Source organism: Streptomyces sp. NPDC096012 (genome assembly GCF_040426375.1).
GTDB lineage: Bacteria > Actinomycetota > Actinomycetes > Streptomycetales > Streptomycetaceae > Streptomyces.
In genome coordinates this window covers 19,051-32,534 of sequence record NZ_JBEOTD010000027.1, presented here as the reverse complement: position 1 = coordinate 32,534, position 13,484 = coordinate 19,051, and the positions used below count along the sequence as shown (strand labels likewise).

Here is a 13,484-nt window from a genome sequence, read left to right as displayed (position 1 = left end):
CGGAACCGGCCTGCGTCAGGCCTGCCTTGCACGGGTGACGACTGACGGAGCGTGGCATGCGGTATCAGGTCCTCGGTCCTCTCGGACTGTGGCGCGGCAGCGACGAGATCCCCCTCGCCCCGGCGAAGTGGCGGATGCTGCTGGCGGTGCTGCTGTGTGACGCCAACCAGGTCGTCTCCACCGACCGGCTGGTCGCGGAACTCTGGGGCGCCGACCCTCCGCAGAGCGTGGGCAAGCTTCTGCAGGGCTATGTGTCGCGGGTGCGGCGGGCGCTGGGGGATGAGTCGGGCCGACTGCTGGTGACCCACGCGCAGGGGTACCGGGCCCACGGCTACCGGCTCGTCGTGGCACCGGGCGAGGTCGACGCCCACCGGTTCGTGGAGCTCATCGAGCAGGGCGGGCGGGAGCTCGACGGCGGTGCGCCCGAGACCGCCGCGGAGCGGCTCGAAGAGGCCCTGGCACTGTGGCGCGACGCCCCCTTCGCCGACGTACCGCCGACCCCCGCCCTGGAGGCCGAGGCGATGCGCCTTGCGGGGTACCGCTCGCAGGCGCGGGAGTCGCGCATCGAGGCCCGGCTGAGGCTGGGCCGCCACGAGGCCGTCCTCGACGAACTCGACGCACTGGTGGCCGAGCACCCGCTGCGCGAGGGGCTGCGGGGCCAGCTCATGGTGGCCCTGTGCCGGGCGGGCCGGCAGGCCGACGCGCTGGCCGCCTACCAGGACCTGCGGCACCGGCTGGCCGAGGAACTGGGAATCGAGCCGGGCCCGTCCCTGCAACAGCTGCACCAGCGGATCCTGCGGGCCGACGCGTCGTTGCTGCTCGAGGCCCGGCCGCCCGCCGAACCCGCGAGGGCCGCCGGGCGCAGGCCCGTTGTGGTGCCCAGGGAGCTTCCCCACCTCAGCACCACCTTCGTCGGCCGCGCAGGCGAGAGCTCGGTGCTGCACCGGCTGCTGCAGGACGGCGACGAGGGCCGGGTGGCGATGGCCGTGATCGACGGTGCCGGCGGGGTGGGCAAGTCGGCTCTGGCCATCCACACCGCCCACCAGTTCGCCGAACGCTTCCCGGACGGCCAGTTCTACGTCGACCTGCACGGGGCCACCGCCGGGCTGACGCCCCTCGAACCCGGTGAGGTGCTCGGCCGGTTCCTCGCGACGCTCGGCGTTCCGGAGGTGGCCATTCCCTCCAACACGGAGGAGGCCGCCGCCACGTTCCGCTCGCTGGTGGCCGACCGGCGGCTGCTGGTGGTGCTCGACAACGCGGCCGGCGTCGAGCAGGTCCGGCCGCTGCTCCCCGCCGGTCCCGGCTGCGCGGTGCTGATCACCAGCCGCGAGATCCTGACCTCCCTGGAAGGCGCCACCCACCTCCATCTCGGCGTCATGTTCCACGACCAGGCGACCGCTCTGCTGGAGCGGCTCGTCGGCAAGGATCGGGTGGCTGCGGAACCCGAGGCGACCGACGCGATCGTGCAGATGTGCGGCCGTCTCCCGCTCGCCCTGCGCATCGTCGGCGCACGCATGGCAGCCCGCCCCAGCTGGCCGCTGAGCGCCTTCGTCGAACGGCTGACCGACGCTCAGAACCGCCTCGACGAGATCCGGGTGGGGGATCTGTCGGTGCGCGCCAGCTTCCACGCCAGCTACGACGGCATCTGCCACAGCGAGAACCCCACGGACCGGGCCGCCGCACGCGCCTTCCGCTTCCTCGGGGTGCTGCCCGGTTCGAACATGGGCCTGCAGGCCGCGGCCGCGCTGCTCGGCGTCGACAGCTGGGGGGCCGAGGACGCGCTGGAGCGGCTGGTCGACGCGCATCTGCTGCACAGCCTCGCCCCGGGCCGCTACCAGATGCACGACCTGATCCGCCTCTTCGCACGTGAGCTGGTGTACGCGGAGGAGTCGGCCGCCGAGCGCGAACGGGCCCTCGAACGCGTGCTGCGCTTCTACCTCGCCACGGCCGAGCGGGCGGTGGCCTTCCTCGACGTGCCGCCGCAGCCTCCGCACCGCCCCGCCGAGGACCCGTCCGCCCACGGCACGCTGCCGACGACGCCGATCAGGGACCGCCGCGAGGCCGAGGCGTGGCTGGACGTCGAGCGCGCGAACCTGATGGCCGCCGTCACACACGCCGCCGGCCAGACCGACCCCACGGCCCGGCTCGCGATGCGGCTGGCGCGGTCGCTGCACTGGTACCTCTACCCGCACGCCCGCGCCCGGGAGCTGCACACCCTGGCAGAAGTCGTCGTGTCCACCGCCCGCCGCCTCGGCGACCGGGGGAGCGAGGCGTCGGGGCTGGACCACCTGTCCGCGGTGTACTGGCTGCACCGGCGCTACGACGAGATGCGGCAGTGCCTGGAGTCGGCGCTCACGCTCTGGCGCGAGATCGGCGACCGGGACGGCGAGCTGCGGGCCCTGGCCAACCTCGCGGACGCGCTGGCCGAACGCGAGCTCTACGAGGAGGCCGTCACCGTGCAGCACCGGCACCTCGCCCTGGCACGGGAAGCCGGCGACCTCATGGCCCAGATGACCGGCCTGGGCAATCTCGGACGGGTGTACCTCGGGCTGGGCAGGACCGAGGACGCCCTGTCCTGCCTGCGGGAGAGCCTGCGGCACGCGCGAGAGACCGGCGAGCGGGCCCTGGAGAGCCTCGCCCTCAACGAGATCAGCTTCATCCTCTTCGACGAAGGCAGGATCCAGGAGGCGCAGGAGCACATGAGACGCGCCACCATCCTCGCGGACGGAAACGTCGGCGCGTACGTGCGCTGGCGCGGATACACCTGGAGCGCGTTCTTCCCTGCCTGCCTGACACTGCGGGTCGGGCCACAAGCCACGGAGGAAAGTACAAGGTGACGGTGCATCAACTGCCTTGTGGCTCGGCGGAATCACCCGCCGGGTACTTTGGTCCGGGGCCTTCCGGGAAGCCTCTGCTTCCTCTACGGTCGGGCCCTCGATCCACTCCAAGAGTTCACCCATCCGGAACCTGGTAGGCCTCATGGAAGTCATTGCCCACCCCGACGAGCGAATGCTCCGGATCACACCGACCGCCGATCCTCCCGGCCTGCGCCTGGAGGGGGAGCTCGACGCGACGCGGCACCGGGAGGTCATCGAGGCGCTGTCCCCGCTGGCGGCCCAAGGCGGCGATGTACGGCTCGACCTCGGCGGACTGCGCTTCATCGACCTGGGCGCCCTGCGGCTGCTGACGTGCCTGGTGGAGCGCTGCGGCAACGGGGTCCGGTTCGTCCTGGACAACCTGTCGCCACAGGTGGAAAACCTGATCCAGACAGTCAGTTGGGAGCGTCTGCCCGGACTCGTCCAGGGGCGGAAGGAGATGTCATGACCGCCGAGGCACCCGCGGATCAGCCTGTGAAGGCCGGTCAGGCAGTCCAGCACTACGCTCTTCTGTACGGCGACGAGGAGGAGTTCCTGGCGGGCGCCATACCCCACCTTCGCGAGGGCATCGAGGCCGGCGACCCGACGTTCGCGGTCACCCCCCGGCAGGAGGCCGAGGTGCTGCGCGACTCGCTCGGCCGGGACGCCGCGGCGGTGCAGTTCATCGATCCGTCGGACTTCTACAGCACTCCCGTGCGGGCCATGGCCGGCATGATGGCCGTCGCCAGGACGCTCGGCTCGCGCCCGGCGTGGGTCCTCGCGTCGGCCGACTGGTCGCACTACCCGGACGCGATGGAGTGGGTCCGGTACGACTCGATCTTCAACATGGGCTTCGCCGACGCGGATTTCCGGAGCTACTGCTGCTACGACACCTCGGTGCTGCCCCCCGAGGTCATCTCCCTGGTGCGCCAGACCCATCCCCGCATCCACGAGGGCGCCCGGCTGCGGCAGAACCCGGACTACCGGGACCCCCGGGACTTCGTCGCCGACGTCGACAACCGGCCGCTGCCGCCCTCCGGGCACTCCGCCGCCTCGATGGAGGTCCGTCCGGACGACCTGCACGCGGTACGGGTCTTCGTCGCTGAACAGGCGAAGAACTGCGGAGTGGCGGGAGACGGGCTGTACAACGTCCTCGTCGCCGTCACCGAGGTGGCGACCAACGCCCTCCGTCACGGCCGGGCGCCGGTGTCCCTGCGTGTATGGCCCGACGACGGCCTCGTATGCGAGATCACCGACTCCGGCCACTGGCAGCCCGAGGAGTTCCTCAGCTGGGTGCCACCGGAGTCCGCCCGGAAGTCGGGGTTCGGCATCTGGGGGGTCGGCATGCTCTGCGACACCGTTCAGGTGCGGACCGGGCCCAAGGGCACCGCCGTACGCCTGCGGATCTGCAGGAAGTAGAGGCGCCTGCGGCGGCTCTGTGCGGGCGAAGCGCTCCCACATCGGCGCCCATTCGCTCCAGGCGGCGGAACCACCGCGGCGGCGACCGCCCCGGCGCCCGCCGCTGACCCACACCCTCCCGTGTGCCGGCGACCACCGACCCCGGCCCGCGGACGGCAGTCCCTCACCCGCGGCACGCCCCTGATCCGGAAGGCGCGCCGCAGGCCGGCCGGTCGCCGACCGGCGAGGGTCGGGCCCGTCGGCCGGTGACACCGGATGACGCCTGCCGCCACCGAGGAGTGCGCTCACTTCATGCCGTAGGGGAGACGTCGCTGAGCTGCACCAAGCCGTCATCCCGTGGCCGCGGCATGCCCAGGCGTAGGGGCGTCGGTGCCGGCCCGAGCACACCGGGTGCCGTGGGCACCACCTGCGCAGCGCGGATCACTGTGTCGCGCGGCGGAGCCGGCATGCGTGTGGGGTGGCAGGGCATCCGAGGTGGAGGTGGTGGGCTGGCCGCGCTTTCGGTGCCGCCCGTCGACGTCGAGAGTCTCTGAGGGGTGAGAAGGTGAAGGGCTTCCGCAGCTTCATCCTGCGCGGCAACGTGGTCGACCTGGCCGTCGGCATCGTCATCGGGGCAGCGTTCACCGCCGTGGTGAACGGCTTCGTCAGCGCCTTCCTGACACCCCTCGTCGGGCTGGCCACCGGCGCCGCCGGCGACATGAGCCGCAAGACCTTCACCGTGGGCGCCACCAAGTTCCCCTACGGCGCCTTCATCAACGCGGCGATCAGTTTCCTCCTCCTCGCCAGCGCCCTGTACTTCCTGGTCGTGCTCCCGATCAACAAACTCCACGAACGCCTCGCCCCGCACCATGACGTCCAGGCCCCCAAACGGGACTGCCCCGAATGCCTCAGCCCCGTACCCGCCGAGGCCCGACGCTGCGCATCCTGCACCGTCTCCCTGCCCGCCGTACCCGCTCAGGCCGGGGAGACGACCCAGCGCGCCGGGTGACCCGACCTCCACGGCCCGGCCCGGCTGCCGGGCCCGTCGCGCGCACGTCCGTGGTGACCGTGGTGACCGGCGGCGAGCAGTACGTCACCGCGCAGGCCGCCGCCACGGACGTGCTGGAGATAAGTGGAGTTCCGACGGGTTCCCCGAGCGGTCCTTGGCTGACGCTGTTGCATCTCAGCAGCTAGGTGGCACCTTCTGGTCTCTCACGCGTTCGTGGGGGATTTCTGCTGTAACTGGCAGATTCTGTGAGTGATCCGCGTAATTTGCCGGTCCATGGGAGGTCGTCGGCTGTCGCTGGTACCACCACCTGCCGCCCCGGCGCCGCAACAGCCCCGGGCAGAAGAGGGCCTGGCGGATGTGCTGACGCTGCAGGAGCGAGCATCAGCGATCTCTAGCGAGGCGGACGAGGTGGCGTTCTTCCACGACACCGTGGCCGAGTCACGTGGGCGCGGGACGTGGCTGGGCTCGCGGCGACCACGTTGCGGCAGGTGGTGCAGCCGATCGTCGAGGTCTGCGATTTCTACGACACCGTGCCGTGGCATCTCACCTCGCGGCAGGTCGACTGCTACTTCGCCGGCCCCGGCAAGCGGGCGCACAGGAACGCGAGCGCGTGATCTTCCGCGATCCAGCCCGCGGTGTCTCCGTGGCCTCCACCGTCAACGCACCCCGGCGCATCCCGTCAGACCGGCTCGTGGGTCTGCTGGACAAGGCACCGACCGCGATGGCGAAGGTCGCCGTCTTTCCTTGGTGGCCATCCACGCGCTGGGGCCCCAGGAGATCCGTCATCAGCTCCTGACCGGCCTCGACCGTCCGGCGGGACGCTTGGTCATCCGCCGCCGCTTTGGTGATCACGTCGTCTATCTCGACGAACTGACCATGAAGTTTCTGACCGACTGGCTTCGCGAACGGGCTGAGCGCTGGCCCCGCAGCACCAAGCCGCACCTGATCGTCACGCAGGTCACCGCGGTCGACCCCAACGGCCCTCCGGTGTCCAAGGACGGGCTGCGGTTGATCCTCAGAAAGCTCGGTATCCAGCCCCGGACGCTCCGCATCGACCGGCTGCTCGATGAGGCACACGAAACTGCCGACCCCGTGCACCTGATGCGCGTCTTCGGAATCTCCGACACGACCGCGCTGAAGTAGGTCAGAGCAGCCCACCCACACCGCTTCGGGCCAGAGCCCACCCAAGCCTGATCGGCAGTCCCCGGCCCGACTACCTCCTTGCCCGCCTTTCACCACTCCGCTTCGACCACTCGGCCGCTACGCGTTCTTCCGCCCGCAGGAGGCCGGCCGCAGGCCGCTGCGCGAACCCTCGACCCGCGAGGAAGGCAACGGCAACGGCCAGCGGGTAGAAGGGCCGATCACGCGAGGGAAGAGCTACGCGCGCGGGTGGCCGCCCTTGCGAAGGCCACGGCCGGACAGGGACGGCGTTTCCGGCGGCCCTGGTTGGACCGCGTACCGCGCGGTCCAACGCTTCACCGGATGAACTTCACCTCTGGGAAGGCCGCGCTCGGGCCGTCGAGGAGGTGCCTTATGCGGTGTCGCAGGTGCTGGTCGAAGAAGGCGAGCGGGTAGGCCTGTTGAATCCATACCGCCCGGGCCGGGTCGAGGGTGCCGATCCAGTCCTGGATTTGCTGGTCGGTCATGCCGAGGATCTTGCCCGCTTGCGGGATCAGCGTCGCGTCGTCGCCGTACGAGTTGTGGACGGCGCCGTCGGCCTGGATGTCGAGCCGCCAACCGCGAAGGTGCGTCCAGAACTCGGCGACGTCCGGCATGGCGGCCCGGGTGAACACCGCGGTCATCATCATGAACGGCCGGTCCAGATCGGCGGTGATGGTCGGCTGCATCGGGCCGTCGATGCTGAGCCCGGCGCGCACGCGCCGGTCGGCGAGCATGGTGAGCGCGGTGGCCGTACCGCCCTTCGACCAGCCGAACGCGCCGATGCGCTGCGGGTCGAGGGCGCCGAGCAGGCCCCGGGGCAGTGGTTTGCCGTCGACGTCGGGGTTGCGCCCGGCGGCGAGCTGCTCCACGCAGTCGAGCAGGAACCGGAGGTCCGCGGCGAAGTCCCTTGGGAACATCGGGGGGAAGTCGGCCGGGGTGAGCACCCGGCCGTCGGGAAACTCGGTGAACGTGTCGTAGGTGTGGTCGACGGTGACCACGGCGTAGCCGTGGCTGGCGAGTTCCTGGACCATGATGGTGTGGTCGCCGCGGTGGCTGCCCGCTCCATGCGAGTACACGATGACGGGCAGAGGGTGGCTCGTACGGTGCACGGGCGCGCCCATATGCCCGGCGGTGAGCGGGCCGAGGGTGGGGTCGAGGGGGAAGCCGACGTCCGTCAGGAGCGCCCGCAGCGCGCCGTCGGTCATCCAGGGAGAGCGCGGCAGGTTCTCCGTGTTGCACGCGGGGTACCAGACGCCGGCCATCAGCTCGCGGTGATGCCCGGGACCGGCCGCGGGGTCCGGGCGTGAGGTGTCGATGAGGTGGAGTGGCACTGTGCCCACCGGGTACGGTCCGGTGGGCGCAGGCAGGGTGAGTCGTGCCGGGCCGGAGGCGGTAGGAGCCGCCCATGCGCGGGATGCGGCGCCGAGCGGCACGGTAGCCCCAAGGCCGGTGATGAGCGCTGCCGCGAGTATGCGGCGGCGCGTCATGTCCGTTCGGGTGGTGACCGATGTCGTGGTCACAGGTCTTCCCCAGTCTTTTGGATGGCGTTGGGCATGCTGCACGCGTGCGCCGCGACCAGCGCGAGCCGGTCGCGGCGCACGGAGGAGTTCCCGGGCGATGCCGGCTAGGGCTGTGGGTCTGAGCTGCCCTGTTCGATCTGGTGGATGAGCCGCTTGAGTTGGCTGACTTCGTCCTGGAGGGCCTGGGCGCCGGCGGGGGTGAGGGAGAGCCAGGTGCGGGCGCGTTTGCCCTCGTAGCCCTTCTCGATGTCGATCAGTCCGGCCTTCTCCAGGGTGGCCAGGTGCTGGCTGAGGTTTCCGGCGGTGAGGCCGAGCGTTGTCCGCAGGAAGCCGAACTCGACACGGCGGGCTTGGTGGGCGACGGTGAGAATGCCGAGGCGGACGCGCTGGTGGACAACGTCGTCCAGGCCGTTGACGGGGTGCTGGTCGGTCTGCTCGCTCATGAGCGGGCGCGCTTAGCGGGCAGCTCGGCCAGGCCGAAGCCGAGGGCGCCGAGCAGGAGGAAGACGCCTTGGACGCCGTAGTGGGGCAGGGATGACCAGGGCGAGGTGTAGGGGATCCCGGCCCAGCCGTCGGTGAGCGGCACCAGATCGATGGCCAGGTACACGGCGGTGAGCAGCAGCAGGGCGCGGCTGCGTTCCACCCAGCACAGCACCAGCAGCGGCAGCCCGATGGTTGTGGCGTTCCCGATGAGGCGGTGGAGGAGCATTGCCGCCCTTGAGGCGGGGTCGAGGTGCAGGCCCCAGAGGTCGAGCGGCTGGCCGGGCTTCGGCATCCCGTGGTGGATGGCCCAGAGCGTGGTGGCGGTCACCAGGCCGCCGAGGACGATCCCGGTGAGGATGTACGGCCGGACCGGGGTGCCTACGCCGCGGTTGCGGGAGCGGCGAATGTAGAAGAACGCCGTCGCGGCGTACGCGAGGGCGAGCCCGACGGGCCAGTAGACCGGCGAGCCCTGTGTGACCGCAGTGCATCCGGTGCCTGTCGTGGGGTTGCTGGCGGGGCAGGGAACGGACTCGATCCTGAAAGTGAGACGACTCGCCACGATTGCGCCCAGCGTGAGCACACCGAACAGCAGGAGGGGGAACCAGGCGCCGCGCTGGGCGGCACGGACCCGCCGGGTCAGGTCACCGAGGCCGGCGAGGACTTCATGAGGCGTGCCTTGTGAGGGCACCGATGCGTCTGTCACGCAGTCAGCTTTGCATTACAAACTAGTTATTGCAAGAGACGTCCGTGCAGTCGCTTCGGGTCCTTCTCTGCTGACTCTGGAGGTCGACGGGGGCGCCATGGAGGTGAGCGTGTGGGACAGCAGCACCACTCTGCCCGCGATCGTGGCGATGGATCCCGGCCGCGTCGGGCAGCACGGCTTGGAGATCGTCCTGGCCGTATGCCAGATCTTCTGTGTCCACCGCGAACCGTTGGGCAAGCGCATCACCGTGGCGATCGAGTTGGCCGACGACCCGGCCGGCAGCCCACCTGACCCACAGCCGACCGGACGAACGCTCTCCCAAGGTTGGTCCCGAACCCGTCGGCTGCTCCGCCAGCGCGCGCCAGGTCTCCCTCCGGTTCCCCGCGATTCCGCCTCGAGAATCCGCGAACCCGTCGGCTTGCCGGGCGAGCGACTGGAAGTACGTCGAGGCCGCCGGGTGGGTCCGCGCGGCGGCGCACGTCTACGAGAAGGAGGTCGGCCGCTACCGTACGGACACCGTCTCGCTCTACCGGCTCGGTGACGTCCGCGCGCTGCCGGAGTTGCCCGGCGTCGACTGGGAGGCGGTCCGTGGCCTGCGGAAGGGGACGCCGTCCCCGGTGCGCGCGTACGCCGGGCCCGCCGCGACCCGGGCTGTCGCCGTCCGCGGCTTCGCGCAGGGACCTCGAAGGGACGCGGCACCGCGTTCACGCCGGCCCCGCCCGCGCCGGGGGGCCCGGTCAGCGGGCCGCCCGCCGGGTGCGGTCCTCGCTGCCACTTCCCACGTTCCCCAAGGGCCGGTCACACCGTGTGCTGGTGTGATGACACGTCCGCTGATCGACCCGCCAAGATGAACGGAGGGTGATTCTCCTCTCACTGTCCGGAGTCACATCAGCGCTCCGGCCAAGCGGTTTGGTTGGGACGGCCATACCGGGAAACGCGGATGCCGGCGTTCCTAAGAGCCACTCGATGGAGGGAGGCAACTCGTGGACACCGATCCGATGGCCGACGACGTCTATCAGCCGACCCAGAACGACGTGCGTGAAGAGGACGCCGCACGGCTGGACGACCTGGAGGACGCGCTCGGGGAACCGAACTACGACGAACTCCTCGACGAGGGGTACTCCCCGCCAGAGAAGCCGCTCGGCGTCACCAAGTACGGCACGACCGCGGCCGAGCAGCGGAGGGGCGAGAGCCTCGACCAGCGGTTGGTCCAGGAGGAGCCGGATGTGCGGGAGCCGGAGGGTGACGGGGTGGGCGACCTGCCCGGCGGTGACGGCGAGCTCATCGACCCGGAGGCGGGTGAGGCGCGTGCCGGCCGCCTGATGGCCCCGGACGAGGGCGCACATCCCGACGACGAGAAGGAAGAGATCGCCTACGACGTGGGCATCGACGGGGGAGCGGCCAGTGCCGAGGAGGCCGCCACCCACATCACCGACGACGACTTCTCGCCGCCCGACGACGACCCCATTCCTCCGGACGATCCCCTGCTGTACCCCCGCCCCCGGCATCGGCACTCGCAGAGCTGAGGAGTCGGTCCCGCAGACGGTCGATCTGCCGCAGCTTGTTCGTCGCGTCCAGGGCGGCGATCTTGTACGACTCCGCGAGATCAGGTAGGTGAACACGGCGTCGACGAGGTGGTCGACGGCGCCGCCGGACCCCACCTCCGTTGTCCGATGCCGATGGGCTCGGTGATCCCCGTACCGAAGCAGTGCGCGCCGAGCAGTGTGCAGTCCTCCGGTGACACCAGCAGCTGGAGCATGCCGTGCGAGTCGCCGATGATCTGCCCGCGTGCCGGTCCCCGTTCCGCACGCCTGAGCCCCACGCGTCCACCGGACCGATCGCCGCGCTCTTCGAGCTGCCCCCGCCGCTCGACTCCGACGCGGACGAGGCACGGCGGACCCAGCTCGTCACCCGGTTCGGCACCGTACGCCCGTTCCTGAAGCTCCTGGCGACGCCGGCGCTCACCCAACCTCTCTGACCGGGGGCTCACCTTCCCGCTCGCGCGGCCAGTCGGGCGGCGCGCAGGCTGAGGTGATGCCGCTCCGGAAGGCTGGCGGTGCGGCGGGCGGCGGTGCGGTAGTCGGCGACGGCGGCCTCCCGGTCCCCGGCGAGCTCGTGCAGATGGGCGCGGACCGCGTACAGCCGGTGGTGGCCCGCGAGCGCGGGCGGCGCGTCGGCGAGCAGGGCGAGGCCGGCGGCGGGGCCGTCCACCATGGCGGTGGCGACCGCCCGGTTCAGGGTGATCAGCGGATTGCCGGAGATGCGGGCAAGCACTCCGTACAGGGCGAGGATCTGCGGCCAGTCGGTCTCGGCGGCGGTCGGCGCCTCGTCGTGGACGGCCGCGATCGCGGCCTGCACCTGGTACGGGCCGACCGGGCCGCGCGGCAGGGCGGCGGTGATCAGCGCGACGCCCTCGGCGATCGCGGCTGTGTCCCAGCGGTTGCGGTCCTGCTCGGTGAGCGGGACGAGTTCGCCGTCCGGGCCGGTGCGGGCGGGCCCGCGTGCCTCGGTGAGCAGCATCAGCGCGAGCAGACCGGCCACTTCGGCGTTGTCCGGCAGCAGCGCGTGGACGGCCCGGGTGAGGCGGATCGCCTCCCGGGAGAGTTCGACGCGCCGCAGCTCGGGGCCGGTGCTGCTGGCGTAGCCCTCGTTGAAGATCAGGTAGAGGACGTGCAGCACCGCGTCCAGCCGGGCTGGCCACTCGGCGAGCTCCGGCATCCGGAACGGCACCCCGGAGGCCTTGATCCGCTGCTTGGCCCGGCTGATCCGCTGGCCCATGGTCGCCTCGGGGACGAGGAACGCCGCGGCGATCTCGCCGGTGGTCAGCCCGCCGACCGAGCGGAGGGTGAGCGCGATCGCCGAGGCCGGCGACAGCACGGGGTGGCAGCACAGGAACAGCAGCGCGAGGGTGTCATCGTGGGCACCCTGGTCACCGGCGTCGGCCCCGGGCGCGGACCGCCGGTCGGCGGGGACCTGACCGGCCACCAGCTCCTCGCGTCGACGGCGGGCTTGCTCGCTGCGGACCTGCTCGGTCATCCGGCGGCCGGCGACCCGGACCAGCCAGCCGCGCGGGTTGCGCGGCACACCCTCGGCCGGCCACTGCGTGGCGGCGCACAGCAAGGCCTCCTGGGTAGCGTCCTCGGCTGCGGCGAAGTCCGCCCAGCGGCGGGTGAGCACGCCGACGACCTGCGGCGCGAGCGTGCGCAGCAGGTCGTCGACGGTTGGTTCGAAAGTCGTCATCGGGGAGTGCTCACAGCTCGGTGGGCGGGGCCGCCATGATCTGACGCACCTCGATCGGCATGTTGAGCGGCCGTCCGCCCGGGCCGGGGGCCGCGGAGACCGCGGCGGCGATCTCGATCGCCCGCTGCTCGGTGTCGCAGTCCACGATCCACCAGCCGGCCACCCACTCCTTGGACTCCGGGAACGGGCCCTCGGTGACGACCGGCGCTCCGCCGGTGTGGGAGCGCACGATCCGGGCGGTCTCCGGCATGGCCAGGCCCTGGGCGTCGACCAGCTCACCAGCGGCGGCGAGGCCGGCATTGGTCTGCTTCATGAACTGGATGTGGGCCTGGATCTCCTCGGGCCTCCACTCGTCGAGCTTGGGGAAGTCGGCGTTCTTCTCGCTGAACTGCATCAGCAGCATGTACTTCATGGTTCTGCTCCTCGTTCGTCGTGCCCGCCCCGGGCAGGGGCTGTCACGGGTAGGTAGAAGCACGCCCGAGGGTTTCGACATCCTCGGCGGGAATCCGCGAAAGAACTTACGACTTTGGGAACGATTGATGTCGGGGTGTGGTGGCCTGGCGGGTCGGCTGGAGGGTGATCAGCAGGCCGGCTGTCGGACGGGTACCAGTTCTGTGCTCGTCTTGCGCCGGGTTGCCCGTTGAGCGGATCGGTCGGAGATCAGCCCGGCGATCGCCAGGTGTGTGTCGGCGTAATCCTTGCGCCGCCCGGTGTAGCGCTGGAGCGGGCGCCACTGCTTGTACTCGGCGTTGGTGTGCTCTACGCAGATCCGCTGGGAAGACGGGCGGCGCCGCTGCTCGCGCCAGGCGTGGCGCTCGCCGAGCGGGACATCGTCTTTGGGTTTCTTCGGCGGGGCGCTGACCTGGTCGGTGAACTCGTTGACCAGGCCCCGGTAGCCCTCATCTACCTCCGCTTTCACCGTCGGGTACTGGTGGAACTGCTCGGCGATGCCCTGGGTGCGCACGCAGGTCTGCTCGTGCATCCTGCCCGGGCGCACGACGCCGGAGAAGAGGGTGCGGCCCTGGCCGTCGCTGAAGGCGGTGGTCTTGATGGTGTTCTGTTTCTTCTTGCCGGACACGAACGCCTTCCGGCCGGGGCGCCCGCCTTGGGGCGGC

The 13,484-nt window shown here is 71.0% G+C and carries 14 protein-coding genes and 1 pseudogene; 8 read left to right on the top strand and 7 right to left on the bottom strand.

Features of this window, described 5'->3' with window-relative positions; genetic code table 11:
- The first annotated feature begins 56 nt into the window (after positions 1 to 56).
- From ABVB68_RS24135 to ABVB68_RS24110, 6 genes are all read left to right on the top strand, one after another.
- Positions 57 to 2,837: an AfsR/SARP family transcriptional regulator gene (locus ABVB68_RS24135; protein ID WP_353603200.1), complete on the top strand. Its 2,781-nt coding sequence runs from the start codon at positions 57 to 59 to the stop codon at positions 2,835 to 2,837.
- A 142-nt stretch (positions 2,838 to 2,979) separates the two neighbouring features.
- Positions 2,980 to 3,324 carry an STAS domain-containing protein gene (locus ABVB68_RS24130; protein WP_353603199.1) on the top strand — a complete coding sequence of 115 codons (345 nt, stop codon included), beginning with the start codon at positions 2,980 to 2,982 and terminating at the stop codon, positions 3,322 to 3,324.
- The gene (locus ABVB68_RS24125) at positions 3,321 to 4,274 is read left to right on the top strand and encodes an anti-sigma factor RsbA family regulatory protein (RefSeq protein ID WP_353603198.1); all 954 of its coding nucleotides are present in this window, start codon (positions 3,321 to 3,323) and stop codon (positions 4,272 to 4,274) included. Before ABVB68_RS24130 ends, ABVB68_RS24125 begins: the two co-directional genes overlap by 4 nt.
- A 544-nt stretch (positions 4,275 to 4,818) precedes the next feature.
- The gene (gene mscL, locus ABVB68_RS24120) at positions 4,819 to 5,262 is read left to right on the top strand and encodes a large conductance mechanosensitive channel protein MscL (RefSeq protein WP_353603197.1); all 444 of its coding nucleotides are present in this window, start codon (positions 4,819 to 4,821) and stop codon (positions 5,260 to 5,262) included.
- A gap of 488 nt (positions 5,263 to 5,750) precedes the next feature.
- Complete coding sequence (locus ABVB68_RS24115) at positions 5,751 to 5,876, top strand: hypothetical protein (RefSeq protein WP_353603196.1); 126 nt, start codon at positions 5,751 to 5,753, stop codon at positions 5,874 to 5,876.
- 130 nt (positions 5,877 to 6,006) lie between these two features.
- Positions 6,007 to 6,405 (top strand): site-specific integrase, encoded by a 399-nt coding sequence (locus ABVB68_RS24110; RefSeq protein ID WP_353603195.1) that lies wholly within the window; start codon positions 6,007 to 6,009, stop codon positions 6,403 to 6,405.
- A gap of 332 nt (positions 6,406 to 6,737) precedes the next feature.
- Here ABVB68_RS24110 and ABVB68_RS24105 read toward each other — a convergent pair whose 3' ends face one another.
- The 3 genes from ABVB68_RS24105 to ABVB68_RS24095 all read right to left on the bottom strand — a co-directional run bounded on the left by ABVB68_RS24105 (position 6,738) and on the right by ABVB68_RS24095 (position 9,129).
- Positions 6,738 to 7,763, bottom strand: coding sequence for an alpha/beta hydrolase family protein (locus tag ABVB68_RS24105; RefSeq protein ID WP_353603194.1), 1,026 nt, complete (start codon positions 7,761 to 7,763; stop codon positions 6,738 to 6,740).
- 284 nt (positions 7,764 to 8,047) lie between these two features.
- Entirely contained in the window at positions 8,048 to 8,386 is a 339-nt protein-coding gene (locus ABVB68_RS24100; RefSeq protein WP_319753895.1) for a winged helix-turn-helix domain-containing protein, read from the bottom strand.
- Positions 8,383 to 9,129: a hypothetical protein gene (locus tag ABVB68_RS24095; RefSeq protein WP_353603193.1), complete on the bottom strand. Its 747-nt coding sequence runs from the start codon at positions 9,127 to 9,129 to the stop codon at positions 8,383 to 8,385. The genes ABVB68_RS24100 and ABVB68_RS24095 overlap by 4 nt, the downstream gene beginning before the upstream one ends.
- Before the next feature lie 983 nt (positions 9,130 to 10,112).
- On the opposite strand from ABVB68_RS24095, the gene ABVB68_RS24090 reads away from it, so the two are divergent.
- Positions 10,113 to 10,655 (top strand): DUF5709 domain-containing protein, encoded by a 543-nt coding sequence (locus ABVB68_RS24090; protein WP_353603192.1) that lies wholly within the window; start codon positions 10,113 to 10,115, stop codon positions 10,653 to 10,655.
- A gap of 7 nt (positions 10,656 to 10,662) precedes the next feature.
- Here ABVB68_RS24090 and ABVB68_RS24085 read toward each other — a convergent pair.
- Positions 10,663 to 10,930, bottom strand: a pseudogene (locus tag ABVB68_RS24085) (oxidoreductase dimerization domain-containing protein); the annotation flags it as partial.
- Here ABVB68_RS24085 and ABVB68_RS24080 point away from each other — a divergent pair.
- Complete coding sequence (locus ABVB68_RS24080; RefSeq protein WP_353603283.1) at positions 10,892 to 11,107, top strand: hypothetical protein; 216 nt, start codon at positions 10,892 to 10,894, stop codon at positions 11,105 to 11,107. The pseudogene ABVB68_RS24085 and the gene ABVB68_RS24080 overlap by 39 nt on opposite strands.
- 8 nt (positions 11,108 to 11,115) lie before the next feature.
- Here the strand turns inward: ABVB68_RS24080 and ABVB68_RS24075 are convergent, their stop codons facing one another.
- The 3 genes from ABVB68_RS24075 to ABVB68_RS24065 form a co-directional block, all read right to left on the bottom strand.
- A complete protein-coding gene (locus ABVB68_RS24075; protein ID WP_353603191.1) occupies positions 11,116 to 12,369 on the bottom strand; it encodes an RNA polymerase sigma factor in 1,254 nt (417 codons plus the stop codon).
- A gap of 10 nt (positions 12,370 to 12,379) precedes the next feature.
- Positions 12,380 to 12,781: a YciI family protein gene (locus ABVB68_RS24070; protein ID WP_353603190.1), complete on the bottom strand. Its 402-nt coding sequence runs from the start codon at positions 12,779 to 12,781 to the stop codon at positions 12,380 to 12,382.
- A gap of 168 nt (positions 12,782 to 12,949) precedes the next feature.
- Entirely contained in the window at positions 12,950 to 13,447 is a 498-nt protein-coding gene (locus ABVB68_RS24065; RefSeq protein ID WP_353603189.1) for a transposase family protein, read from the bottom strand.
- Between the last annotated feature and the right edge of the window lie 37 nt (positions 13,448 to 13,484).